The organism is Granulicella arctica (assembly GCF_025685605.1).
Lineage (GTDB): Bacteria > Acidobacteriota > Terriglobia > Terriglobales > Acidobacteriaceae > Edaphobacter > Edaphobacter arcticus.
In genome coordinates this window covers 112,146-134,087 of the sequence record NZ_JAGTUT010000003.1, presented here as the reverse complement: position 1 = coordinate 134,087, position 21,942 = coordinate 112,146, and the positions used below count along the sequence as shown (strand labels likewise).

The window sequence follows — 21,942 nt, the reverse complement described above, 5'->3', positions numbered from 1 at the left end:
AGAGGGCTCGGTTAAAAGAGATCGCGCAGCGTGACGTCGTATGCCCGTGAAGTCTCGTCGCGCTGCACCTGCAGATGAAGAATCGTGCCGACGGCCTGCTTGAAGAGTGGTTCGTTCGGGTCGTCGGATGGCTTCATACCATTGATCGTGAGGATGCGGTCTCTCGGCTTGAGGCCCGCAGCCTCAGCGGGGCTCCCTGGGAAATGGCGGCCAGCAGGCTCCACCACAAAGTGGCTACAGCGGCATGGCCTCCCAGATCCTCGGCAAACTTCTGTAAATGAAGTTCGCCGATCCCTAGAGAGGCGTGTAAATGCATATCCTGCAAAACGATAAGTGCAATCCGGCGAATTCGCCAGAGGCTTAATGCTCGGATAAGTAGCTGCAAACGTCTTTTGCCTTACTGCTCACCGCTTCGCATGGGAAACGAACAGGACTGATCCCTTCCGATTGATGACACGAGCTTCTCCAGAGGCAAGCTCCACAATGAAGTCAGCCTGCTGCTTATTTTCCGTGAAAGGAACGGAAGAGCAGCGCTTGGAAAGCTCTGCCATGACGCCGGGAGCCGTGTGGTTGTCGCTTTCACGGCCATTCGCCGCATTGGAATAGGCTTGAACATTTCCGGCCGTGCTTACCTGATCCAGCAAGTAAACCTTGTGTTGCGGATGGTGTGCAGCCTGGAACATCATCATTGCGACCAGGATGTAGTTCATAGTGTTTCTCCTAGAAGTGAGGTAAATGGCTTAATCGGAATGGTCAGATCGACCAACCGGCTGACGTTCTACGACCAGGTGCTCCCGCTTCAGGGTTACGACCTGTGTATCTCTCCGTTCCGTATCCCGCTGCGTGACACGGATCTCTTCTTTCAATACCAGCTGCTTGGTCAGGATCATCTGCTCTTCGACAAGCGGGTAGATCGTCACGCTTCCCTCCTGGCGCACCTGAGGTGCAAACTCGACGGGTTGATTGAGGACGATGCGTTCGATGTCAAAGGTACGTACAGCAAGGGGCTCGTTCAAGCTTTCCTGGTACTCCTGCACCACCTTACGCAAGGTCACTGCGCCCGTCGTCATGGTGCGTTTCTCGATATCAAGGCGCTCCTCCACGATGGGAATCAGGATAGCTTCCGGGTTCCCCTCCGACTCGGTCGCAGACCTGTCCAGTGCCACAGGTGCCAGCTGGGTTGTGAGGAGACGAATGACCTTACCATCAGGCATCCAGAGTTCGGTATAGGGTTCCTGAGGATTGAGGTTCCCAGAGACAACAAGAATGTTTCCGTTTTTCGAAGACTGAGGGTCAACCTGGTTCATAGTGTCCGATCTGTACAAACACCATAGGCCGGACAGTATGCCCGGCCTATGGGTTGGGTAACTTCCGACCTAATAGCGATCCTTGGAGACGGTCTCGCCTTCGACCTCCTCCACGTCCACCTGAGTCTTACGGACGGAATCATGGATGGCCTGGGTATGCTCCGTGCTCTGCTTGCCGACGAGAACTTCCTCGACAACCCGAGCCGTCTTGCCAACCACTGCCTCTTCCCCTGTCGCATTCAGCTCGATGACGGAACCCGAACCTGCTGCAAAATCGGCTGCCGTAGCTGGCCGGTTGACCGCGCGACGCTCCACATTGATCTGCTCGTCGCGAAGCGTAACGTCCGCTTCGACGGGACGCTCGACTACATGCGAGTAGATCCGCACACCGCCGCGATCCACTTCGCGCTTCCCAACAACAAGCTCTTCTTCGATGATCGGGATTGCGGTACCTTCCGCTGCAACATCTGAACTTTCAGAGTATGCGGGCTCAGCAGCCTTATAAGCAGAACCGCCGTTCTCGATGTCACGAGCACCATGCTGCTTCAGCAGCGCTGCTACCTCGGCGGCTTCATCATCGGCCACTGTGGCCGCAAGAAGCGCTCCACCGGCGTTCACGCCCGTCGCGTAGTGATGGTGCGCATGCTCGTCGCCACCCGAAAGGGAACGGAAGAAGTGGCTGATCTTCTCACCAATGCCGGTGCCGCCGCCGCTACCAATATCCGTGTAGTCCTTGTCGTTCGCCGTTGCCGTGGCACCATCTGCTACATCTTCAGAGTCATCATTCGCAACGACCTTGATGTCGCTTGAACTGTAGCCGTCAACGACGAGAGCCTGCTTTACCTGTGCTGCCTGTGACATGCTGCTGAAAAGTCCTACTACTGTCTTCGACATAAGGATCTCCTGAGAACCGGCCAAGTTCGCCGGTATGGTTGAGTGTTACTGCTGTGAAAAGAGTTCGACGCGGCGGTTGTCCGCTTCGCCGGAAGCCGTTGCGTTGGTATCGACCGGCTTAGCGGGGCCAAAGCCCTGTCCGGTCAAACGGGAACCATCAATTCCCTGCCCTTTGAGGAAGTCCGCGACAGCCATCGTTCTCTGCTGTGAGAGAGTGGCGTTATGCGGAAGCGTTCCCGAACTATCGGTAAACCCTTCCAGTCTCAAGTGAGCGTTGGGGTTGGCCTTCATAGCTGTAGCCGCTTGCTGTAGGGTCGCTTGACCTTCAGAGGTAAGCGTCGCCTTATCTGTATCAAAGTGCACGGTGCCAAGATCGGGCAATGCAGCAACGGGAGTACTTTGAGCGGGCACGGCAGAAACAGCTGCGGGTTCGTCTTTATGGTGCGTGAGGAAGTAAGCGGCCAGAAGTGCCAGAAGTAGAAGCGGAAGGAGCCATGCCCAAATGGGAAAGCCCTTCTTCTCTTCGTAGATTTTGACGCGGTCGGCCATGGAGGTCTCCTAAGAGTCGGTTCGTGCAGATAGGAATTCTGCTTAGTTAGCGGTTCGTGAGCGAAGCACTACGGGTCTCTTCGGAGTCGATCTCTTCGAGCTCAACCTCGGTGTGGCGAACGGTGTCCTGAATGTGCTCGGTACGCTCTGTCGCCTCTTTCCCGACCCGGACTTCCTCGACCACAAAGGCCTTTTTTGTAATCACGGCTTCTTCCGCTGTCTCCGTAAGCTCAATCGTCTGCTCTCCCTGCAGAGCAAGATCCTCTGGAGTCACAGCACGATCGACAGGGCGCCGATCGATCACGACGTGCTCCTCGCGAAGGTTGACCGATTCCTCCACAGGAATGTCGATGACGCGACGATAGACCCGCACGCCACCCTGATCGACGGTCCGCTTTCCAACGACAAGTTCTTCGTCGACGATTGGAATCGCAGTCTCACCCGTGGCCGCAACCGCAGTCTCGGTTGCAGGGGTGTTATCCACGACCGCTTCATCAATCTTGCCTGCCTTGTGGTCACTAAAGACGCCCTCCACCGCGCTGACGTGCGAAGTGACGGCCTTCACGGCGACAATGATCCCGCCTTTACGTAGACCTTCAAGAAGGTGCTGTTCGTCGCGTGCGGGAATGCCTAGCTCCTTGAGGGAAGACATGGCAATTTCTTCTGAGCCATAGTTGTCAATACGAGAGATAGAGCCCTGGGGGACACCCGCTTTCAGCAGATCAGTCAGCGCGGAGTCGGCCTGATCCGAGTGATGAAACAGGCAAAGTAAGGTCGTTAGGTCTTCGTTCAAGGCCATGGAGTCTCTCCAGATAAAGTGTTCGTGCCGTACCGATCAACGTGTGCAAACTCGAGAAGCGCTTTACATCGGTACGCGGTTTTACTAAGAGCGAAAGCAAACTTGGGAACGGCTAGCATTGTGGTGACGAGCTACCTTCGGATCAATACCTGCAGCAGCTAAGCCAAGCGGTAGGGTGCAGCTACGATTTTCGGGGTTGCCAGGTGAACAACGAATCCCTCATGAATGCTGAGGAATGTTTGAAATTTCAGCCTCATCAATGATTTATCCAGCGTAGTAAAAACTCGTAGACGAACCGTCAATCTAAGCGGGACTTGTGCCGAGTGGTTGGGCGATGCCGCTTAATGAAACCCAGGGCTAATCTGCTCTATCCGCCAGATTGGGCCATATTCGTAGAGCGGTCCTTCCTCTCGCACGAACGCCGGAGGTGTGCCGCTTTGCAACCAAATATGGTAATCATCGGGCTGTTTCCCGATGATGGGTGCAACCACTCCAGCCACGCCGCCGAGCTCTACATGAATGGTGAAGTCTGTGGCCTTCCGATGAAGGCTGCCAACGGTGAAAGGTAAACTCCCCGTCGGTTTGATCGAAAGATGAACCAGGCGCGCCTTCGCTCCTGGAGAAAGATAGGAGATCTTCGTCTCTGGGGTCGATGGCAGGATGTTGAGCAAGAGAATGGGCGGCAGACCATTTGAAACATTTGGAGGAAGATCCATATGCTCCTGGGTGACCTTTCCGTCCTCAGCTCGGAACGTCAGGTTCCCAGTCACTCCATCGATCAGAAAGTCGATTGGTTTGGGAAAAAGAAGGACCATGTTGGATACGGTGATCACTGACAAGGTGAAACACGCGGCTCTGCGTAAATACGGTCGTGTCGTCATCGATGGAGCCGTCTTTGAAGCGAAAGATAAGCCGGGACGTTACACGGTTACCATGGACAACCTGAGTTGATTCGCCTGTGGCGATCGTCGCCCCATCAAGAGTCTTGAGAGCAAGGAATCCATGACTAGAACCCTGACCGTATCGCACGGGAATGGGTTCGCCATAGCTCCTGTCCAGAAGGAAAGCGGCAATAAGCGCGGTTGTGCCGAGAAGACGAAAGATGGAAGCCAGCATGAAAGCTCCTTAACCCGAAACCTCTACCAGGGTTGAACGTGAACCTCTAGGATTCGAGTTGATCAGTTCCCTTCTCTGTTCCCTTGGAAGAGCTGAACCAGTTCTGCCCTTTGGATTGCGCATCTTGAAATTTAGCTGGATTTGTTTGTGGCCGTTCGTCTGCTGCTCACGCCGCGCAGAGCAGAGGAGCGATAGAGCTTTCCACATTTGGATTGAAGTATTGCTGTCTTTCCATGATTACCATCGCCGCCGTGGGCTTGGGGAGTGTGGAACACGCCGGCAGCGTCGGCGTCTTCCAAGGAGCTGACTGAAGGTGGGTACGGCTCTATCGTCTTCATCTTTAGCGCCGGCATTCCACGGCTCTGTCTTCTCCTCTCGGGAGATCAAACGGCCGATATCCGCAATTATGTATAGTCAATCGCGGGGTTGCGATGTTGATCCGAATAGAGCAAGCTCTGCGTGCGCAAACGGCTCTTCGCGAAGTAGCCGGTCTGAGTGAAGAGGTCTTGCCGATTCCAGCATTTATCGGGATGATTAGTGATGAAATTGAGGTTTTACGATCTTCCGGTCAAGATGACGTCTCGATAATAAGAATCATTGAACAGAGCTCAGGCGTTGTCATCTCCCTTGATGAGCTTCAGCTCAACTACGCCACGCCTGAAGAGCGACACGGCAGACCGCCGGAGTGAGGCGGAACCCACCATTCCTGAGGCAGTCCTTCCTGGGATCCGCCTAGGTGAAGTAGTCGGCCTCTCCATATCGGATTTTGGCCCTTCAATCGACGTAAGCGGCGCTGCCATCGCCATCAGTCTCGCGTGTGAGTTTTCCCCTGCTCTACCGCCGCAAGGCAGTTTCGCAGAACCTGGTTCTTGTAGCAAAGTTCGGCAACCAGCCGTTCCAATCTCCTTATTGATTTATTTGCTCTTCTCGCATCATTGCTTGCTCAGCCTCGCATCAGCTGGTTCATTTTGGGTGGCAGACTTGAGTGCCCATTGCTTTTTCGATTCGATCTCTTTCAGGAAGAGCTATCGTTTGCTTTCCGATAAAGTTGAGGGCATAATTGCTCCCGCTTGGACCCATCTTTCGATCATCAAGATATCCGTGTCTGACAGCCGTTCTCGTTTGCTGGGCATCGGCATCGGATCGTTGGGCGGGCCTTCATGTCGAATCAGCCGCACAAGCAGCGAGTTTGCTGCATCTCCCGGGATCACGATCGGCTTGTTCCTTCGATCCATCAGTAAATCTTGACGAGATTCCATGCTCAGCCCTCCTCGGTGCTTTGAGTTCCCATGACAGCGAACGCAATGTGCCTCAAAGATCGGCCTAACATGTTGGAGATAAAACTCTGGGTTGCTCGCTTCGCTTTGCGCCTGATGCGTTTTCGGATCGCCAAGACTTATCATTCCCGCCGTCGCCATGATCATCCAAAAGTTCCTCATGGACCTATTTTCTGGTCTGGAGACCAGCTGTGCTGTGTAGAACGGTGAGATGTTGTGTAGGTTTGTAGTGTTCTGCTTATCCCTCAGAGATGCTATGCCGGCCAGACGTAGAGGTAGCCAATCCCACGTACGCTTTGAATCCGCTCGTAGCCATCGGGTCGAGGACCGAGCTTGCGTCTGAGATTGCTGATATGTAGATCGATGCTCCGGTCGAACGGGACAAACGTACGCTCCAGTATCGTCACGACTAGCAGTTCCCGCGTCAGCACCTCACCGGGCGCCTCACAGAAGCTGCGCGTGAGATCGAATTCAGTCGAGGTGAGCTTGATCTGTTCCCCGTTCCGGAGAACAATGCGGAGAGCAAGATCGATCTCCAGATCCCCGGAAAGAAACTTCGGGGGTTTCCCGGCGGTGAAGGGTACTTTCCAGGCCGAGCGCCGAAGAATAGCCGTCATTCGCGCCAGCAATTCCCGCGTGCTGAAGGGTTTGGGCAGGTAATCATCCGCACCTAATTCGAGCCCCAGGATGCGATCTACTTCATCGCCCTGTGCGGTCAACATGATGACCGGCGTAAGCGTATGCTTTCTAAGCTCCCTGAGCACATCGAATCCCCGCGTATCGGGTAGCATGACGTCGAGCACGATCAGAGCGAACGAGCTTTCTAAAGCGCATCGCAGTCCTTCTTTGCCGAGAAAAACCGTTTTCAGGTCGAGGCCTTCCGAGGCGAAGCGTGTTCTTAGGAGCTGACACAGCTCCTGATCGTCATCGATTAGGAGAATCTTCGGTCTTTCAAGGACGATAGGTTCCTGCAATGGAACACTTCCGGAGTTTAGGGTCACGGATGGGATGCGCGTCATAGAATCATTGTCCTCCATGCCTGTTCATTTACGGCTTAGGGGAAAACACCGCGATCCGAGGTGCGCTCAGCAGTGCCGCGTAGGTCAGGTATACGCGATGTGTCTGGGGATCGACAATCAGGGTATGCGCGAAAGGGTGAGTGTGGATATCGTCGAGGACGCGATAGTCTTCTCCGCTCTGCTCGATTACCGTCATCACGCCCTCTATGCCAGCGGTGTAGATGCGATGAAGCTCAAGATCCAGGGCGACTGAGTCCGGCTTGCCACCCACCGGGAGGAAGGCGATCACTTTGTGTTGTTCAAGTGAGAAGACCACAACTTGCGAGCTTCCCATACAGACCGCGTAGAGGCGACCCTGGACAGGGTCGAGAGCAAGCCCGGATGGACCGACGCATGGCGCGAGAGACCATCGGCCGACGACAGAACCAGTCTTCAAATCAACCGCTGCGACCTCGTTCGTGTCACGCAGGTTTTGATAAATGAGGCCATGCCGCACGTCGGCGGCAGGATATTCCGGCTCAGCCCCCAAGGGAATTGTCGTTACCGGTTGGAGTTTTTCCGGGTCGATGATCGTCGCCAGCTTCGGCGTTCCGTTCGCTACATAGATCATGCGGCTTGCAGGATCGTAAATGATTGCATCCGCGTCATCAGCGACCGGAATCTGTCCCAACAGGTTGAGTGAGCTAGGCTGAAACACATCGACAACGTTCTCGCCGCTGCGGGTAACAAATGCTTTGTCTTCATTTGGAATCAAGGCGATCCCATGCGCGTTCCCTGCTCCGCTCTGCTCTGAAACAGTTGCGAGCGGCCTACCGTGATCGTTGGTCAACTGCACTTTGACGACGCTGCCCGACAGCATATTACCGACGAAGATGGTTCGGTCGGAAAGAGCCATGTAGTCGAAGATGTTGAGGATGCGATCTTTTGGCAGTTCAATGAACCCTTCAAACTTCATGGAGGAGGCAGAGCTTGGCTCCCCGACGTGGCTGAGGTAAGCAATTGCAACAACCAGAACCGCTAAACCCATCATCACAATGCGTCCTCCCCACCTTAAAGCCGTTTTCAGCACCCGAATCGATTTCTGCTCACGCGTCGGATGGTATATCTGAACTTCGCTCTGCATTGGGTCTCCATAGTTTGTGATTCTCCTTCTTACTTCTTCTGGCATAAAGTGAGCAAGGAAGGCAGGCGCGAGCCGACAATCACTAGCATCAACCCATGCACCCTAGAGTGCCGTCAGGATGTGATCAGATTCGTCATGATTTGTAGGTTTTGGTGGTTCTAGCTGCGTGTCGAAGACTTCCCTATGAGGGTATGCGCCGCGGTAGATGCATGATCTAAAGGTAACTCCATCATAATTTCCAAGCCCGACGGAGACAGGTTCGTCGCAAGCATAGAGCCACGGTGCATTCGGACTGCTTCAAAAGCGATGGCCAGCCCAAGACCATTGCCAACCTGTGAGACAGAAGCGTTCTTGATCTGGAAAAATGGCTGAAAGATCGCAGAAAGATAGTCGTCCGGCACGCCAGGCCCGTGATCACGTATGCGCACCTGAACGCATTTGGCTATGGATCGATTTACGACCTGGAGATCTACCAAGACCTCGGCACCGGTCTCCGAAAACCGGATCCCATTGCGAACGACATTTTCAACAGCACTTCGCAGCGCAGATGCATTTGCGGGCAAGTCGAGCCGTGCCAAGCTCGAACGGAACAGAACACGTTTTCCATCCGCCCGCGCCTCAAAGTCCCCATCCGCAGCAACTTCCTCTACCAGTTGTACAAGATCGAGGCTCTCGCGTTCCCCATAGCCGAGACCCGCATCGAGGCGCGATAACGTGAGCAGCTGACCCATCAGAATGTCCAATCGGCTTACATCCCGGTCGAGATGAGCTAAAGCATTCTCCTCTTCCGAGACCGGGCCATCACGGAGAACCTCGGCGGCAAGTGTGATGCGAGCTAAAGGAGACCGCACTTCATGCGAAACAGAATTGAGCAGAGACTTCTGCGACCGAATAAGGGATTCCAGCCGGGATACCATCCCGTCAAAGTCCCTTGCCAAAGCAGCAAGCTCGTCTCCTCGCCGATGTACTGCCGGCGCGACTCGGGCACTGAGGTTTCCGAGGGCCACGTCCCGTGCCGCAGCCTGAATCTGATGTACTGGAGAGACGATGTGGTAGGTGAGCCACCAGCAGAGCATCGTCACCACGGCTCCGATTGCAGCCACGAACCACAAGGCGGAAAGACCCCAAATCTCGCGAAACTGACCAGGCCCATCTCGCATTGCGAGCAGAAGAGTATAGGGACGACCTGAGCGGCTGAGACATCTATAGGCAGCAAGATGCGGTCCGAAGATGGTCAACTGCCCCAGGCGAGCTTCTTTCGCGACTCGAACTCCATTAGTAGGAAGAGGTCTCGCCAGCACATCCGCGTAGAACCCATTGAGGAGGAAAAGCACTCCCTGATTCGCGCTGAAATTGTGTTCAGAGAACTGAGTAAAGGCAGGCGCTCCCCCGGCCTCAAAAGTATCGACAGCTTCGGCCGCCAGCAGCGGGGCAACCGTGGCGTACATATTACCTTGGGGAACGACGTGAACACCGGTGAGCGCACTGCCGAAAGAAAAGGCTACATGGATTGCTATCGTCGTGAGCCAGAACCAGCCGAAGATCTTGAAGAACAGGCGCGATCTTGGAACGTGCCCTAAAATTGCTGTACTTCGATTGATGAGGCTATCCAGCATAGCGCCTCCTATGACAACGAGTCGAGCATTGGCTGCTCACGTCTACCCAATTTTACTGAATGTCCATCGACTAAGGTTTAGGAGATTCCCGCCTGCGAAAACATCGGTTGTGCTCGCGCTTATGGAACGACTTCCGACCGCTCCCGCTTCTTATTGCTTTGATGTGTCTTGAACACAAGGTCCCAAAAAGACGTGATGACTCCAAAGTTATGATGATCCAGTCGGTGATGAACGCTATGAGCCGCCCATCGTTTCTGCAGCCATCGAAAGGGTATCCGATTGATCCGGGTCGTGTGTTCGAGGTGATGAAGAAGTCCAAAATAGCAGTAACCACTCGCGAAACCGCAGATAAAAAAGGATGCGCCGTCGAGATGGAGAGCCCGGTCGAGGAGCAGCCAGGCCAGTGTCAGTACCACGATGCTCGTAGCAAAGAAGAAGGCTGAAGGCTCTTCAGGGTGATGATGGTGACTCTCATGAAGGCGAAAGAGGAGCCCCTCCCCAGCATGAAGAAGCCAGCGATGAACCGAGTATTCGATCAGGCTGAATACGATCCAGCCAGATAAGAAACTGAATATGACAGAGGACCAGTTCCAGTGGTGTCTCATTCCTAAATATCCGAACAGCAGAGGACACGTGAAGTCAGTCACGTAAGAGGCCCAATAGTTGAGACGGCTCTCCGAGACAGCCTGCGCAACACGCCGCGTGATAGAGCCAGTGTCCCCGATATTTGCAATTAGGCTTTGCTTCCGTTTGACTCTCATCACTCTGCATTTCCTTAGAGGAATCTTCTTGCCGTCTTCGGCCACTTGAAGGCGGGTACAGGCAACGTCGAGGATCATCACCGTTCAGCAACTCGCAAGCAGGCCGGGATGGGGTCGGAAGTGTTGCATGCCGTTCATGGTGTTGGCCCAGCCGGAATCGACTTGGGCGCGTTCTTTGTAATCCTCTTGCTCACAAATTCTTCGAGCACTGCTTGAGCAGCACGTCCACCGATCCCGATGGCGGCAGTTGTGAAGACGAGACCGACCCCACGATCCGCATGAGGATAATAGGCGTTCGAGAGGGCGCCGGATGCCATTGTTCCAAGAAGATAAGAATAGTTCGGCATCGTCTTTCCGCTGTCGCTTCGAGCGACAAAGGCACTGCTCAAGGCGTGATACAAACGCGATTTTGTCGTTCCTGTGCCCTGGTAGAAGTAGCGGGGATCTTGATGAAACATGGAAGCGAAGACCGCGTGGCTTAGAAAGTCACTGGAACGCCCATCGCCAAACTGTGCCGCCCAACGTTTGCCGTAGCCAGCCGCACCCTGTCCATATCCGGGGTGTGTATTGCTTGCTTGTTCAATACCAGCGGCCACACTGACGCCTATATAGGAAGTCCAATCGAGAGTGTCATGCGCGGCAAGGGAATACTTCTGCTTTGTGGTCATGGGGGCTGCATCTTTGACATAGCTCACATAAAAGGCTGGCGCGAAACCCAGAATCCGTTGCTTTTCCTCCTGCTTGATTTGCTCGGCAGCAATCTCCTCAGTCGGTCGAACCTCAACCGATGTGCTCGTTGAGGCAATGGCCAGCAGTTCTCTCGGCATCTCGTAGACTTGCCCAGCTCCGAGAACGATGGGAGCAGAGGTAAACGGCTCAAGACCGTTAGCGTCAATCACTACCTGATAGGAGCCCGGTGGAACAGCCTTGAACACAAAAGCGCCGTCATCCCTCGACTGCAAAGTCTGCACTTGGACGCCATTGGCAGTGTTGAGCGTTACCCTAGCGTCAACAACGCGAGCTCCACTCAAATCAAGCACCACGCCCAAGATGGTCCCTTGTCCTTCTGTTTGCGTGGTGGATGGAACGCTTTGCAAACCAAATTCAGGCAGCGGGGCGTCCGGGAGATCGGTGCTGATTGCCGTACGTGTACCGGCCAGTTGTTGAGCATCCGCAGGAATGACAGTTGCAAGAATGAACAGACAAAGGCTGAACGGGAGGACTACGAACTGACGCCGCTCGTTCGCTAGGACAGAATTTCTGGTCTTCTTCTTCGTTTCGTGCAGAGCGTTCATGTTCCGACGTTAGTCGTTGAACAGGAGGTATGCGGTCAGACTTCGTGTGTTCGTGTAAGCAAGTGTAGGAGTATGAGTCGGAGTGCCTGTGCGAACTTGTCTACGCTCGGCTACAAATCCATACCATCGTTGACGGCGCACCGATGCTTAACGCACTAGGTTAAGCAGATGGAAACCGCTGAAAACTTCAAGACACCCGGTCAAGTGGAAACTGATCCGACATCGGTCCCTTCGTCAACAGTTGAGCGAGTAGCCATCACCATAGTTTGCTATCTTGTTGACTTCCTTATGACGTGGGGAGGCCTTAACGCTTTCCTCGATTTGGTCTACCACCCTTCCGCTACTCTCCTTGTGGCGAAGCAATACATGGAAGCTTTACTGGATCTTCCCTACATGGTGAAGGTCGCTTTCCTTCAAGCCATCGCGGGCATATTGCTATTGTTAAAGTGCTTTGTAGCCTTGGCGCTCACCGTTCTTGCGGCGATCAACTTCAACACCACGCTCTACCACGCCACGTCGCAATCAAAGAGTTCTGCGGCAGCCCTCGTCGTTTATTTGCTGTGCACGACCGTGTTCATGGGGCACCATGTAAGCTTCACGAACTCTTCGGCTCAGGCAAAGGGCTGACGACACCAATTGCGCTTGCTTCCCAGGGGGCTTCGCTGGCCTGAACGCCCTCGATTCGAAAGAGCGCGAACATGGGATCAATTTGATCCTGCAACCTGCCACAGCCGAAATACTCGTCAAGAAACGGAGCAACAAAAATGAAGATCGCAGCAATCATCGAATACATTCAGGACAAGAAAAAGATCAAAGCAACTTTGCCTGCGCACCTCGTATATAGACAAAGCTTCCTTGAGAATGGCCTACTGCGGGCCGCTGGGCCCTTTGATGACGAGTCTGGAGCATTGTGGATACTCGAAGTCGAGACGATAGAAGAGGCGGAGAAGATCGTCAAAGGCGATCCGTTTGTTGCGGCGGATGTCAGTGTGAGTTGGAAGCTTCGGGCTCTTAGCCCTGTTGTGGTCTCACCGGTCAAAGTGCCGATAAAAATGAGTGATCCCATTCAAGCGAAACCCTACTCCTAATTCCCAGCTTGTGGGGAAAGACCAAATGGCGTGAGAGGCGTTTACAGTTACTGATCGTTTGCGCCCAACCCACGGAACGCAAGGTCAAGAAGTCTCCTGACTCGCGCTTCACCGGACAGAGTTGGGGGGATACGCCATAAGAGTCCTACCAAGACCAGAAAATCTTCGAGGTCAGTTCCGGCCCGGATATTGCCCGACCCTTCATAGGCATGGATGAACTGGCGTACGGCGCCCAGCATCGGCGTGTAGGTCTCTTGGAGATCTTGACCCGATGTCGCCGCATCGACGATGTCAGCGACTCCGTACTTCATTCTCCCAAATCTGGCGAAGTGACACACCAGGTACGAAAGGCGCGCAGAGGCTGGTGCTTGGCAAGCAGGGGCTTGAAAGAATTCCAACCGCGATAGTGTCGTCATCGCGACCAAGGTAGCTCCCCCCACGCACAACGGGCCAAACGCCATCGGATTATCCCGCAAGGCGATCATGGCGGAGATCGACGGTAGCTTACGGCGACTTGGCACAGATTACGTCGATTTGTACCAGATTCATCGACGCGATCAATCGACTCCTTGGGAGGAAACGTTGGAAGCCCTTCACGATCTTGTGAAAATGGGCAAAGTGCGCTATCTCGGTGCTTCCTCCATGAAGGCCTGGGAGTTCAGCAAGGCGCTTCACTTGCAGAAAACTAACGGCTGGACGCGTTTCGTGTCCATGCAGGACAACTACAATCTCCTTGCGCGGGAAGAAGAACGCGAGATGCTGCCGCTATGCGCCGATGAAGGCGTCCAGACGATGGTCTATAGTCCGCTTGCCCGTGGCAAACTCGCGCGTCCGTGGGGTGAATCGACTGCCCGTGCGGAAGCTGAGCTTGCCGGCGCCAGGCAAAACGAGGCAACGGCCGCCAGCGATCAGAAGATCGTCGAAGCGGTGGCTGCGATTGCAACGGAACGTAGCGTCGGCCAGGCGCAAGTAGCCTTAGCTTGGCTGCTTCGCAATCCCGTCATTGCGGCACCCATCGTCGGCGCGTTGAAGACGAAGCACATAGACGACGCGGTCGCAGCACTCGACATCCATCTGACCGATGAAGAGGTCGCGAGACTCGGTCAGTCTTATATCCCCCGTGTCGATAATCAAGGTTTATCCGATCCGGCAATCCTGCATCGCGGCATGGAGGCCACGACGGGGTTCAAAGTGAACGCCGCTTAGGATGTTTCAATAAAAGGCCGCGGGCCGTTCGCGTGCGACCAGCGGCTTTGTAGAACTCCAGATCATCGATACCGAGGAAATCGCATTGTCGGAAGGTTGCCGCCGAAATACCGTTTCACAGCCGGGGATTTGCAGAACGTGCAGCTTTATACTCTCTGGAACCGCCGGTAAGCATTGATCGGTCATGCTTGTACTCCCTGAGATTTCATTTCGATTGGGTACGCTTCTTGCTCATTCGGCTTCCGACCATGGCGTTTGTACGGATTTCGATCGAACGTACGCGGCAAGAGCGTGCTACAAGCGGAAGAGCTTCCTTGCGTTACCGCTTGCGATGGCGACGCGTTCCTTGTCCGCGACAGGCAGATGCTCAAGCCACGAACGCGCTCCGGTCATCGTGAGATAAGGATAGTCCACGGAGAACATGATGCGCTCGTAGCCAAGCGTCTCGCGGATGAAGTTGAAGTGTGGCATGTTCAGCATGCCGCTCGGCGTGACCCAGACCTGATCGCGATAGGTCTGCGTGATCGTCCGCCGCAGGCCAGTCGCTCCCTGGGGGATCATGTCATCCAGCCGCTGCAGGAAGAAAGGAACCATCTCACCCCAGTGTCCGCTGATGATCTTCAGCTTAGGATGGCGATCAAGCGCACCGGACAGGATCAGTCTCACCACCTGGATTCCTGCTTCGTGATGCCATCCCCAGCCAAATAAAGATAGCCGGGCCGTGACCTCCTTGTTCAGACCGCCATAGTAGGGCTGCTGAACCTGCAGGAGAGGTGCCCCGGGGTGAATGTAGAGCGGTGTATCCAATTCCGCCAGTTTTGCAAGGATGGGCTCAAATTGCTTCTCTTCGAGAAAGACGCTCTTACCGGGGCGACCGATGAGTAGGGTTGCGCGAAGGTCCAGCTGCTGCACACAGCGTTCGATCTCGCGGACTGCAGCGTGGGTATCCTGCCATGGAAGTGTGCAGAAACCGCCAAGACGACTCGGATGTTTTCGAACGGCATCGGCAAGACGGTCGTTGGCAGCCTGCGCCAGCGAGGTAGCCTGCGTCGGCGGTGCATCCTGCGTGGCGTTGCTGTACGACACAATCTGCATGTCGATGCCCGCCTGATCCATAGCGGGAAGCCGATCCGCAATCGATCGGCCTGCAAGGCGAAACGCCGTTTTTGATTCCACAAAGCGCGGTCGGTCGGTCGGTTGTGCAACGGAGTCATCGTGGTATATCGAGTTAACGTCGCCAGCATAAGGAGCTTCCTTCAGCGCCGCGGATCTCGTGGCTTTTGCAATCTCCGCGTCAACCGTGTGTTCTTCAAGACAAATGATTTCCAGGGGCATGAGATTTCCTTGTACTGAGTCTGTTAGATGGATCGTTTGGGGGGTTCCGATTGCTCCTGCATCGCTCGTCGAAATCCAACCGACAGCCGCAGCTGCAAAGGCGGCGACGGATTTCAAGAACCCTCGTCGGCTTCTACCCTCGGTTAGATGATGCGTAGAAGGGTCTTCTGATGCGAGGTCCACGATCATCCCAGTAGGTGCTTGCGCATTCATCGGCAGCTCTCCGCAGCATGAACAACCGCTGTTGAGATAATTATATCGTACGATAGATATGTAAAAGAGAGCGCATCTACTCTAGAGGTGCAAGACCATAGCCAAGCGTTAGCACCATTAATGTATCGAGCGATAGAATTATTAGGACACAATTCCGACCCGGAGGGTCAATGGCGTGAACGAGCGAGGAAGAACGACGCACGCAAAATTGCTCGATGTTGCAACCGGCTTGTTCAGTGAGCGTGGGTTTGATGGCGTCTCGACGAGGGAGATCGCAAACGCGGCCGGCACCACTTTGCCTTCCATCGCCCACCACTTCGGTTCTAAGCAAGGTCTATACCTGGCTGTTTTTAGTTCGATCTCCGAAGAGATGGAGAGGCAACTTAGCCCTGTTCTGGCTGCGGCAACCGATGCGCTGAGGGATATATCGATGTCTCATGCCAGAGCGCTAGAAGTCTTACAGGACCTACTGCGAGTTCACGCGAAGGTCCTGCTTCTAAACCGGGCGGACTGGATGGCGTTGGTCGTGCATGAGCAGCTGTATCCGACAGAGGCACAACACTCTCTGTCTGACTTTGTAGAAAAGCGTCTCATGAAAACGGCATGCCGGCTCATCGGCATCTTGCGCAGCCTGCCGCCAGCTGGACAAGCCGTGAAGCTTCAGGCATTCATGCTCGTCGGGCGAGTACTGGCGTTCCGTGCCGTGAGGAGGTCCGCGTTAGGAATAATGGGTTGGAAAAGCTTTACGCCGTCTGTTGTCGAGGCCATCCTTGTGGGGCTTCGAGATGAAGTCGATGCTATCTTTCAGTCCCGCTAACGCTGTTTGATGAAGTACGAATTTGAGATTATGAGAGGTTCAATGGTCATGACTGAGCAGGTTGAGAAGATGTTGATCGTCGATATGATCGGTAGTGAGCGGATTGCGCGGGACGGAGGACACTGGGACGAAATGGCATCCTACTGGCATCCCGAGTCGACTGTCGAAGTCTCCTGGTTTCAAGGAAGCGGGTCTCAGTTCATCGAGCAAACAAAGAAAACCATCCGCCCCGACTCTATTAACTTCCACCAACTGAGTCCCGCGACAGTGACACTTAATGGGACTCGTGCCATCGTCGATATGCCATGCGTGCTTCAGAACTTTTCGCAACTCGATGGTATCGACGTAAATCAGGCCGGCCATGTTCACCTTCTCTGGCGTGCTGCACGGTCGACCGGAGACCAGTGGCTTATAGCAGGTTTGCGTGTCTACTACGTAAGGGACTCGCTCATCGCTTGCAATCCCGGTCAAGTTCTTACGTTGGACGACACGAAGCTCGCCGGGTACAGGCTCTCTTACCGCTACCTGAGCTACGTTCTGGACTTTCTGGGCAATGCTGTTCGGGACGATCTCCCAGGTATCGACCGGCCCGAAACCGTGGAAACGCTTTATGCCTCAGAGCGCCAGTGGCTTGGTGCGTAGCATGGACGATACTGGGCACAACAGTGGAAGACAGGCGCTTACCGGCTAGTCGAGGTACTGATGGATGGGCTGCGAGCGCCCGGAATGAGTGGCGGAGTTTCAAGACTGATGTAGCCCATTGCGAACATACTACTCACTATGCGACAGAAGAAGGAAGAACTAGATTTGCCGTCCCACTCGTTACCTTCAGCCTGTCGTCGACGCGCGGAAGCGCCTGATCGACGACGTGCGACTCAAAGGTGCGCGGTGCTTTTCCCGCGGCTCTTCAAACATTTCGCCTTCTTTCTACGACTAGTGAGCGCTAGTAACGTCCGGTGTGAAGGTGCGTTCACGGAGACCCGATGCGATTGACTGAACGGTTGCCTTAATAGGTATTTTTGGTCTACGCAACCGCGCATGGCACAGTGATCAAGCCGATAGTGGCGATAATCAGTGCTCGGGCCAATCAGCACGTCGGGCACGCTGGCCAAGGTGCGCGGACCGGTCGATGGCGCTAAGAATTCGCGTAAGCGTCACTGCATGGTCGAAATTGGGTACGGACCTGCGATGATCGGCAATGTCATCGCGCAAGGCCGCGTACATGGCGCCAACGTTTGCCGCCGCCTCAGGAAGGGACGCAAGGTCTCCCTCGTCGACCACCTGACGCTCGCCGTTCACTAACAGGGCCAACCGCCCAGCCTGAAACCCGACTGCAGCGCCGCCCTCGAGCGTCATAGATCCCTGCTCCCCGCTGATTTCAAATCGGAAGCGCGTATCTCCCGGCTGCCTGCCGCCATCGACTTCAATCCCCACAGCCGCCCCTGCAATGAGACTGCCCTGGATCAGAAGGTGATCGGGAATGGTGCGCTCCAGCACGCGCTTTCCTTTCTCTACGTCAATCTTCTTGTACTGAATGGTCCCAAGTGCGTCGAGCACATCCAAGCCGCCGAGGAGCGCGACAACTGCGTCCACTGCATGGCCGCCATGGATCGTAAGGTGCGTCGCTCCATTTTCAGGATTCTCCAGATATGAATCTGACTCACTCTCGGTAGCACCGAACGCGACCGTGCCGGAGTACATCCGTGCGCTCAAAATGCGTCCAAGCGCACTGACTTTGATCAAGTCCATGGCTTTCCGAAGCGCGGGATTCATTCTCGTCTGTAGCCCAATGGCAACATGCACGCCTGCCGATTTGGCTGCGTCACGAAGTTCTTCCGCTTCTTGAACATTTCTACCGAGCGGCCATTCGCAATACACGTGCTTGCCGGCATGCAGAGCCTTAAGAACCAGTTCTCGATGGGCCGGAACGCGGACGGCGACAGTGATGAGGTCGATGGATGGGTCCGCAATCATGCTGTCCACGTCTTTGAATCCCCGTGTCGCCCCGACGGTCGCCGCCGTTGTATCCGCAGCCTGCTGCGTGCGACCGCTCACACCAGCCAGTTCTACACCCCTCATCGATCTAAGTGCGGGAAGATGCGACTTATTGGCCCATCCACGGTCCAAACTCGCACCGATAACACCAACTCTAAGGATCTTCGCCATACAATTCTCCTTCAAACAACATGAATGAGTCGTGCAGCCGCCTTCTCCAAGGCCGATCGGCTTATTTCATTGTGTTTCGCGTGGAACTTCCCGTCCAATATTTGAGCACCTTGACATTCATACGTCCAGAACTATGAAATGAAACCGCGTAATGAGATCAAGCGGAGACGGTCTTTATGGAATTGAGACACTTGCGATCGTTCTGTGCGGTCGCTCAGGAGTTGCATGTCACCAAAGCAGCCAAGCGACTCAAGATGGCGCAGCCAGCTCTGACCCAGCAGCTCCGCCTGCTGGAACGGGACCTGGGTTTTCAGCTCATTCTGCCAAATGGTCGAGGAATAAAGCTCACGCAAGCGGGCGGCTTTTTTCATCAGGAGGCAGAAGCTCTCTTGGAGAATTTGCATAACGCTTGTCTTAAGGCTAGCGAGCTTGCAAGAGGTGAGACCGGCGCTCTGAGAATCGGAGTAACAGAAGGAGCTTCCTTTAATCCAATCCTGGCGGGTGTCTTCAATGCCTTTCGTCAAAGCTATTCAGGTGTTCAGTTGTCGTTCACGCAACACCAATCGCCAGGTTTGGCTTCCGACCTGAGAAACGATGTCATCGACGTGGCTTTTATGTGTCCTCTTCCCGATCCGGAGGATCTCACGTTGAATCCGCTCTACAAGGAAGACATGTTACTGGCTCTCTCGAGCGAACACCCATTGAGCGGTCAGGCTGCGGTGTCACTTAAAGACTTGCATAATGAACCATTTTTCCTTATTTCTCATGGCAACACAGTGCACTCCTTGGAATCGGCACTCATAGCGGCTTTCGGAAAGTGGGGCGTCACTCCACGCATCGCGCAAACTGTTCCCGAGTTTATGCTGGCACTAAACCTTGTCGCGTCCGGAATCGGCGTGACGTTTGTCCCCACATACATGACCAACATTCATCCCAAACGAATCTATTACAAACGACTAAGGCCGGCTGCTGACATCACCATGGAGACGGTCGTCGCTGTCCGGCGGGGCGAGACATCCGAGGCAGCCAAGAATCTGACGCTCCTTGCCCGAGAACTCTTTGCGAAGCACGTTGAGAAGCCTAGGCCATGATCTTCGTACCAGTCACTCTTTGAAGCATCCGGTACGCCGAGCTTATGTAAGCGCACAGTTCAAACTTGCCGAGGAAAGGAATGGATATGGAAACCGAGAACCCAAATTGCTTGAAGACCACTTTTGGCAGAGCCGACGTCAACGGCATCCGGATGTACTACCGTATGGCGGGCTCCGGCGAGCCGGTAGTTCTCCTGCACGGCTTTCCTGAGAGTTCGCTTGCGTGGCGCAAGGTCATGCCCCGACTAGCAGAACACTATACCGTTGTTGCGCCCGACTTGCGTGGCTTCGGGGACTCCGATCGACCGGATGGAGGGTACGACAAGCGCACCGTCGCCGAGGATGTTCACCAGCTCATACATCACCTTGGGTTTGGAGCCATTAACCTTGTCAGTCATGATGTTGGCATGATGGTCGGCTACGCCTATGCTTGCGCTTATCCTTCCAAGGTTAAACGCCTAGTGCTAATGGAGGCGGCTCTCCCGGGACTCGGTCTCGAAAAGCTCTACGACGCTGACAGGTATCCCCGCATGTATCACCTTCCACTTTTCGAAGCACCGAACGGCCTTGCAGAGGCCCTGATTACCGGTCGCGAGAAGATGTTCGTCCGGCACTTTATGCGGCAGCAGGCGTACAACACCGCCGCTCTAGAAGATGACGTGCTGGACGCTTATGCAGACCGGCTTGCCGCGCCCGGTGCGCTGCGAGCGGGCATCGCTCATTTCCGCGCTCACAAGATCGATGCAGAGCACAACCGAGTAAACGCCAAGACAAAGCTATCGATGCCGGTGCTCACCGTTGGCGGAGCCGCGAGTTTCGGTGCCGATCTGGAAGGCGAGATCCGCCCGCTGGTCGAACATTTGCGAGCCGTTATGATCGAGGGATGCGGCCACTATCTGGCAGAAGAGCAACCGGAGCGTCTCACAGACGAACTTCTGCACTTCCTTCGCGAAGGCGCCTGAGGCGTCAAGCACCGGTACCAGGGAAAGACTTGGTCATGGGCTGAAGATCAACCCTGAACAGTTTGGCCGGCCTTGGAATGCCATCAGGTGGGGGTGATGCGGTCCCCCGTCCATGATGAAGTAGGCAGCGCGGCCCTAGTCACCAGAACCGCGCCGCCAAGCTCCGCTCGACGGGCCAATCCGGTCCTCCGTAAATGGATCTCCAGCGACGCTTTGCGTAAAGCCGCTATTCAGACCCGGGTCCATGGAAACGACGTCAATCGTATTCTGACGACGGGTTGCCAGATAACTGACCTCGGCGTCCTCATCAATGCAGAAGTCAACATCCATGCAGCCAGCCACGACCAACTCGGGTGTGCCTGCCGGTTTGAGTGTCGCAGGGTCGACCTTGACCCTCGTTAAGATTTTTTTGCCGTAGACGAGCCGTAGAGGTAGTTGGTATTGACGGCATAGTGCACGCCATCTACTCCGGGCCGAAAACTTGAACCTGCTGAGGGCGGCTTGATTCTACCTAGCAGGTCGTGGCTTCAAATCCTTCGCGTTCATCTCTGCCGCTATTTCTGCTGGCATCACCTTTAGCGCAGCTTTTTCGATCGTATGTCCTAAACCTGGAGAAACTTCGTCTTTGCCTGCCTTCATGGCTTCCCAGCCGGCAAGAGCTGGCTTGTCGGGAGAACCTTTCTCTCCAGATCCTGCCTTGGTGTCCAACGTTCCACCGCGCTCCCAAAACTCGGTATCGGTGACCGAAGGCATCAGGCAGGTGACGGTCACACCAGAATCCTTAAGTTCATTGCGGAGCGCGTAGCTGAAGTTGTTGATAAAAGCCTTCGAAGCGTTGTAGACAGCCTGATAGGCCCCGGGCATGAAGCCGGCCATGGAACCGGTCAGGAGAATACGTCCGGTTCCTCGGGCCTGCATGCGTCCAGCCACCGCATGAAGCAGCTCGAGTGTTCCAGTAATATTGGTGCCGATCACGCCTCTGATCGCTTGAAAGTCTTCGTCCAGGAACGCTTTGCCAAGACCATGACCGGCGTTGGCGCAGAGGACGTCAACCTGCCGGTCGCCCACCAACGTGACCAATTCTGCAATCCCGTTTGAGGTCGAGAGATCAGCATTCAGTGTCTGGACGTTGTGACTTGTGATCTGGGTGATAGCGTCATCGAACGGCGTGTCGGCCGCCAGGATGAGCGAGTATCCATCGTTGGCTGCAAGCTTTGCCAGCTCAAGGCCGATCCCAGAGGAAGAGCCAGTGATAACGGCGAGCGGTGATGTCGACATAGTGAAGTCCTGAAAGGGTCAATGTTGGCG

The 21,942-nt window shown here is 54.9% G+C and carries 25 protein-coding genes and 1 pseudogene; 9 read left to right on the top strand and 17 right to left on the bottom strand.

The window, feature by feature from the left end:
- Positions 1-11: 11 nt before the first annotated feature.
- From OHL20_RS22860 to OHL20_RS22830, 7 genes are all read right to left on the bottom strand, one after another.
- The gene (locus OHL20_RS22860; protein ID WP_263385620.1) at positions 12-227 is read right to left on the bottom strand and encodes a PDZ domain-containing protein; all 216 of its coding nucleotides are present in this window, start codon (positions 225-227) and stop codon (positions 12-14) included.
- Positions 228-404: 177 nt separating this feature from the next.
- Complete coding sequence (locus OHL20_RS22855; protein WP_263385619.1) at positions 405-710, bottom strand: hypothetical protein; 306 nt, start codon at positions 708-710, stop codon at positions 405-407.
- A 30-nt stretch (positions 711-740) separates the two neighbouring features.
- A complete protein-coding gene (locus OHL20_RS22850) occupies positions 741-1,307 on the bottom strand; it encodes a YsnF/AvaK domain-containing protein (protein WP_263385618.1) in 567 nt (188 codons plus the stop codon).
- Positions 1,308-1,376: 69 nt separating this feature from the next.
- Positions 1,377-2,201, bottom strand: a complete 825-nt coding sequence (locus OHL20_RS22845) for a YsnF/AvaK domain-containing protein (RefSeq protein WP_263385617.1) — start codon at positions 2,199-2,201, stop codon at positions 1,377-1,379.
- A 45-nt stretch (positions 2,202-2,246) separates the two neighbouring features.
- The gene (locus tag OHL20_RS22840) at positions 2,247-2,750 is read right to left on the bottom strand and encodes an OmpA family protein (protein ID WP_263385616.1); all 504 of its coding nucleotides are present in this window, start codon (positions 2,748-2,750) and stop codon (positions 2,247-2,249) included.
- Between the two features lie 46 nt (positions 2,751-2,796).
- A complete protein-coding gene (locus OHL20_RS22835; RefSeq protein ID WP_263385615.1) occupies positions 2,797-3,549 on the bottom strand; it encodes a YsnF/AvaK domain-containing protein in 753 nt (250 codons plus the stop codon).
- Between the two features lie 341 nt (positions 3,550-3,890).
- The gene (locus OHL20_RS22830) at positions 3,891-4,364 is read right to left on the bottom strand and encodes a hypothetical protein (RefSeq protein ID WP_263385614.1); all 474 of its coding nucleotides are present in this window, start codon (positions 4,362-4,364) and stop codon (positions 3,891-3,893) included.
- Between OHL20_RS22830 and OHL20_RS22825 the strand changes: the two genes are divergently transcribed.
- Positions 4,363-4,500: a hypothetical protein gene (locus OHL20_RS22825; protein ID WP_263385613.1), complete on the top strand. Its 138-nt coding sequence runs from the start codon at positions 4,363-4,365 to the stop codon at positions 4,498-4,500. The two genes, OHL20_RS22830 and OHL20_RS22825, sit on opposite strands and share 2 nt — an antisense overlap.
- Before the next feature lie 596 nt (positions 4,501-5,096).
- Positions 5,097-5,354 (top strand): hypothetical protein, encoded by a 258-nt coding sequence (locus tag OHL20_RS22820; RefSeq protein WP_263385612.1) that lies wholly within the window; start codon positions 5,097-5,099, stop codon positions 5,352-5,354.
- 336 nt (positions 5,355-5,690) lie between these two features.
- On the opposite strand, the gene OHL20_RS22815 is transcribed toward OHL20_RS22820, so the two are convergent.
- The 6 genes from OHL20_RS22815 to OHL20_RS22790 form a co-directional block, all read right to left on the bottom strand.
- Positions 5,691-6,089 carry a c-type cytochrome domain-containing protein gene (locus OHL20_RS22815; protein WP_263385611.1) on the bottom strand — a complete coding sequence of 133 codons (399 nt, stop codon included), beginning with the start codon at positions 6,087-6,089 and terminating at the stop codon, positions 5,691-5,693.
- A gap of 107 nt (positions 6,090-6,196) precedes the next feature.
- The gene (locus OHL20_RS22810) at positions 6,197-6,961 is read right to left on the bottom strand and encodes a response regulator transcription factor (protein ID WP_263385610.1); all 765 of its coding nucleotides are present in this window, start codon (positions 6,959-6,961) and stop codon (positions 6,197-6,199) included.
- A 28-nt stretch (positions 6,962-6,989) separates the two neighbouring features.
- The gene (locus tag OHL20_RS22805) at positions 6,990-8,084 is read right to left on the bottom strand and encodes a YncE family protein (RefSeq protein WP_263385609.1); all 1,095 of its coding nucleotides are present in this window, start codon (positions 8,082-8,084) and stop codon (positions 6,990-6,992) included.
- 158 nt (positions 8,085-8,242) lie between these two features.
- Positions 8,243-9,700, bottom strand: coding sequence for an ATP-binding protein (locus OHL20_RS22800; RefSeq protein ID WP_263385608.1), 1,458 nt, complete (start codon positions 9,698-9,700; stop codon positions 8,243-8,245).
- A gap of 119 nt (positions 9,701-9,819) precedes the next feature.
- Positions 9,820-10,305, bottom strand: coding sequence for a sterol desaturase family protein (locus OHL20_RS25345; protein ID WP_396272796.1), 486 nt, complete (start codon positions 10,303-10,305; stop codon positions 9,820-9,822).
- Between the two features lie 290 nt (positions 10,306-10,595).
- The gene (locus OHL20_RS22790; protein ID WP_263385606.1) at positions 10,596-11,756 is read right to left on the bottom strand and encodes a carboxypeptidase-like regulatory domain-containing protein; all 1,161 of its coding nucleotides are present in this window, start codon (positions 11,754-11,756) and stop codon (positions 10,596-10,598) included.
- Positions 11,757-11,924: 168 nt separating this feature from the next.
- On the opposite strand from OHL20_RS22790, the gene OHL20_RS22785 reads away from it, so the two are divergent.
- From OHL20_RS22785 to OHL20_RS22775, 3 genes and pseudogenes are all read left to right on the top strand, one after another.
- A complete protein-coding gene (locus tag OHL20_RS22785) occupies positions 11,925-12,383 on the top strand; it encodes a hypothetical protein (RefSeq protein ID WP_263385605.1) in 459 nt (152 codons plus the stop codon).
- A gap of 137 nt (positions 12,384-12,520) precedes the next feature.
- Complete coding sequence (locus OHL20_RS22780; protein ID WP_263385604.1) at positions 12,521-12,844, top strand: YciI family protein; 324 nt, start codon at positions 12,521-12,523, stop codon at positions 12,842-12,844.
- Between the two features lie 405 nt (positions 12,845-13,249).
- A pseudogene (locus OHL20_RS22775) lies at positions 13,250-14,050 on the top strand (aldo/keto reductase); the annotation flags it as partial.
- A 294-nt stretch (positions 14,051-14,344) separates the two neighbouring features.
- Here the strand turns inward: OHL20_RS22775 and OHL20_RS22770 are convergent.
- Positions 14,345-15,385, bottom strand: a complete 1,041-nt coding sequence (locus OHL20_RS22770) for an amidohydrolase family protein (protein ID WP_263385603.1) — start codon at positions 15,383-15,385, stop codon at positions 14,345-14,347.
- A gap of 388 nt (positions 15,386-15,773) precedes the next feature.
- Here OHL20_RS22770 and OHL20_RS22765 point away from each other — a divergent pair, with 388 nt between their 5' ends.
- Positions 15,774-16,415: a CerR family C-terminal domain-containing protein gene (locus OHL20_RS22765; RefSeq protein WP_263385602.1), complete on the top strand. Its 642-nt coding sequence runs from the start codon at positions 15,774-15,776 to the stop codon at positions 16,413-16,415.
- A gap of 48 nt (positions 16,416-16,463) precedes the next feature.
- Positions 16,464-17,057 carry a nuclear transport factor 2 family protein gene (locus OHL20_RS22760; protein WP_263385601.1) on the top strand — a complete coding sequence of 198 codons (594 nt, stop codon included), beginning with the start codon at positions 16,464-16,466 and terminating at the stop codon, positions 17,055-17,057.
- A 429-nt stretch (positions 17,058-17,486) separates the two neighbouring features.
- Here OHL20_RS22760 and OHL20_RS22755 read toward each other — a convergent pair whose 3' ends face one another.
- On the bottom strand, positions 17,487-18,581 hold the full coding sequence (locus tag OHL20_RS22755; RefSeq protein WP_263385600.1) for a Gfo/Idh/MocA family protein: 1,095 nt from the start codon (positions 18,579-18,581) through the stop codon (positions 17,487-17,489).
- A 176-nt stretch (positions 18,582-18,757) separates the two neighbouring features.
- Here OHL20_RS22755 and OHL20_RS22750 point away from each other — a divergent pair, with 176 nt between their 5' ends.
- Positions 18,758-19,672, top strand: a complete 915-nt coding sequence (locus OHL20_RS22750; RefSeq protein ID WP_263385599.1) for a LysR family transcriptional regulator — start codon at positions 18,758-18,760, stop codon at positions 19,670-19,672.
- Between the two features lie 86 nt (positions 19,673-19,758).
- The gene (locus tag OHL20_RS22745; RefSeq protein WP_263385598.1) at positions 19,759-20,634 is read left to right on the top strand and encodes an alpha/beta fold hydrolase; all 876 of its coding nucleotides are present in this window, start codon (positions 19,759-19,761) and stop codon (positions 20,632-20,634) included.
- Positions 20,635-20,769: 135 nt separating this feature from the next.
- Here OHL20_RS22745 and OHL20_RS22740 read toward each other — a convergent pair whose 3' ends face one another.
- Positions 20,770-20,964 carry a hypothetical protein gene (locus OHL20_RS22740; protein WP_263385597.1) on the bottom strand — a complete coding sequence of 65 codons (195 nt, stop codon included), beginning with the start codon at positions 20,962-20,964 and terminating at the stop codon, positions 20,770-20,772.
- Between the two features lie 177 nt (positions 20,965-21,141).
- On the bottom strand, positions 21,142-21,912 hold the full coding sequence (locus tag OHL20_RS22735) for an SDR family NAD(P)-dependent oxidoreductase (RefSeq protein WP_263385596.1): 771 nt from the start codon (positions 21,910-21,912) through the stop codon (positions 21,142-21,144).
- Positions 21,913-21,942 lie beyond the last annotated feature (30 nt).

What these genes read in the sequence shown, in the direction of transcription:
- OHL20_RS22740 (WP_263385597.1), bottom strand. Translation starts at nt 20,964, where the DNA reads ATGGATGTTGACTTCTGCATTGATGAGGACGCCGAGGTCAGTTATCTG.
- OHL20_RS22835 (WP_263385615.1), bottom strand. Translation starts at nt 3,549, where the DNA reads ATGGCCTTGAACGAAGACCTAACGACCTTACTTTGCCTGTTTCATCAC.
- OHL20_RS22805 (WP_263385609.1), bottom strand. Translation starts at nt 8,084, where the DNA reads ATGCAGAGCGAAGTTCAGATATACCATCCGACGCGTGAGCAGAAATCG.
- OHL20_RS22820 (WP_263385612.1), top strand. Translation starts at nt 5,097, where the DNA reads ATGTTGATCCGAATAGAGCAAGCTCTGCGTGCGCAAACGGCTCTTCGC.
- OHL20_RS22850 (WP_263385618.1), bottom strand. Translation starts at nt 1,307, where the DNA reads ATGAACCAGGTTGACCCTCAGTCTTCGAAAAACGGAAACATTCTTGTT.
- OHL20_RS22750 (WP_263385599.1), top strand. Translation starts at nt 18,758, where the DNA reads ATGGAATTGAGACACTTGCGATCGTTCTGTGCGGTCGCTCAGGAGTTG.
- OHL20_RS22785 (WP_263385605.1), top strand. Translation starts at nt 11,925, where the DNA reads ATGGAAACCGCTGAAAACTTCAAGACACCCGGTCAAGTGGAAACTGAT.
- OHL20_RS22745 (WP_263385598.1), top strand. Translation starts at nt 19,759, where the DNA reads ATGGAAACCGAGAACCCAAATTGCTTGAAGACCACTTTTGGCAGAGCC.
- OHL20_RS22855 (WP_263385619.1), bottom strand. Translation starts at nt 710, where the DNA reads ATGAACTACATCCTGGTCGCAATGATGATGTTCCAGGCTGCACACCAT.
- OHL20_RS22755 (WP_263385600.1), bottom strand. Translation starts at nt 18,581, where the DNA reads ATGGCGAAGATCCTTAGAGTTGGTGTTATCGGTGCGAGTTTGGACCGT.
- OHL20_RS22815 (WP_263385611.1), bottom strand. Translation starts at nt 6,089, where the DNA reads ATGATCATGGCGACGGCGGGAATGATAAGTCTTGGCGATCCGAAAACG.
- OHL20_RS22810 (WP_263385610.1), bottom strand. Translation starts at nt 6,961, where the DNA reads ATGACGCGCATCCCATCCGTGACCCTAAACTCCGGAAGTGTTCCATTG.
- OHL20_RS22845 (WP_263385617.1), bottom strand. Translation starts at nt 2,201, where the DNA reads ATGTCGAAGACAGTAGTAGGACTTTTCAGCAGCATGTCACAGGCAGCA.
- OHL20_RS22790 (WP_263385606.1), bottom strand. Translation starts at nt 11,756, where the DNA reads ATGAACGCTCTGCACGAAACGAAGAAGAAGACCAGAAATTCTGTCCTA.
- OHL20_RS22735 (WP_263385596.1), bottom strand. Translation starts at nt 21,912, where the DNA reads ATGTCGACATCACCGCTCGCCGTTATCACTGGCTCTTCCTCTGGGATC.
- OHL20_RS22840 (WP_263385616.1), bottom strand. Translation starts at nt 2,750, where the DNA reads ATGGCCGACCGCGTCAAAATCTACGAAGAGAAGAAGGGCTTTCCCATT.
- OHL20_RS22780 (WP_263385604.1), top strand. Translation starts at nt 12,521, where the DNA reads ATGAAGATCGCAGCAATCATCGAATACATTCAGGACAAGAAAAAGATC.
- OHL20_RS22825 (WP_263385613.1), top strand. Translation starts at nt 4,363, where the DNA reads ATGTTGGATACGGTGATCACTGACAAGGTGAAACACGCGGCTCTGCGT.
- OHL20_RS22770 (WP_263385603.1), bottom strand. Translation starts at nt 15,385, where the DNA reads ATGCCCCTGGAAATCATTTGTCTTGAAGAACACACGGTTGACGCGGAG.
- OHL20_RS22800 (WP_263385608.1), bottom strand. Translation starts at nt 9,700, where the DNA reads ATGCTGGATAGCCTCATCAATCGAAGTACAGCAATTTTAGGGCACGTT.
- OHL20_RS25345 (WP_396272796.1), bottom strand. Translation starts at nt 10,305, where the DNA reads ATGAGACACCACTGGAACTGGTCCTCTGTCATATTCAGTTTCTTATCT.
- OHL20_RS22760 (WP_263385601.1), top strand. Translation starts at nt 16,464, where the DNA reads ATGACTGAGCAGGTTGAGAAGATGTTGATCGTCGATATGATCGGTAGT.
- OHL20_RS22830 (WP_263385614.1), bottom strand. Translation starts at nt 4,364, where the DNA reads ATGGTCCTTCTTTTTCCCAAACCAATCGACTTTCTGATCGATGGAGTG.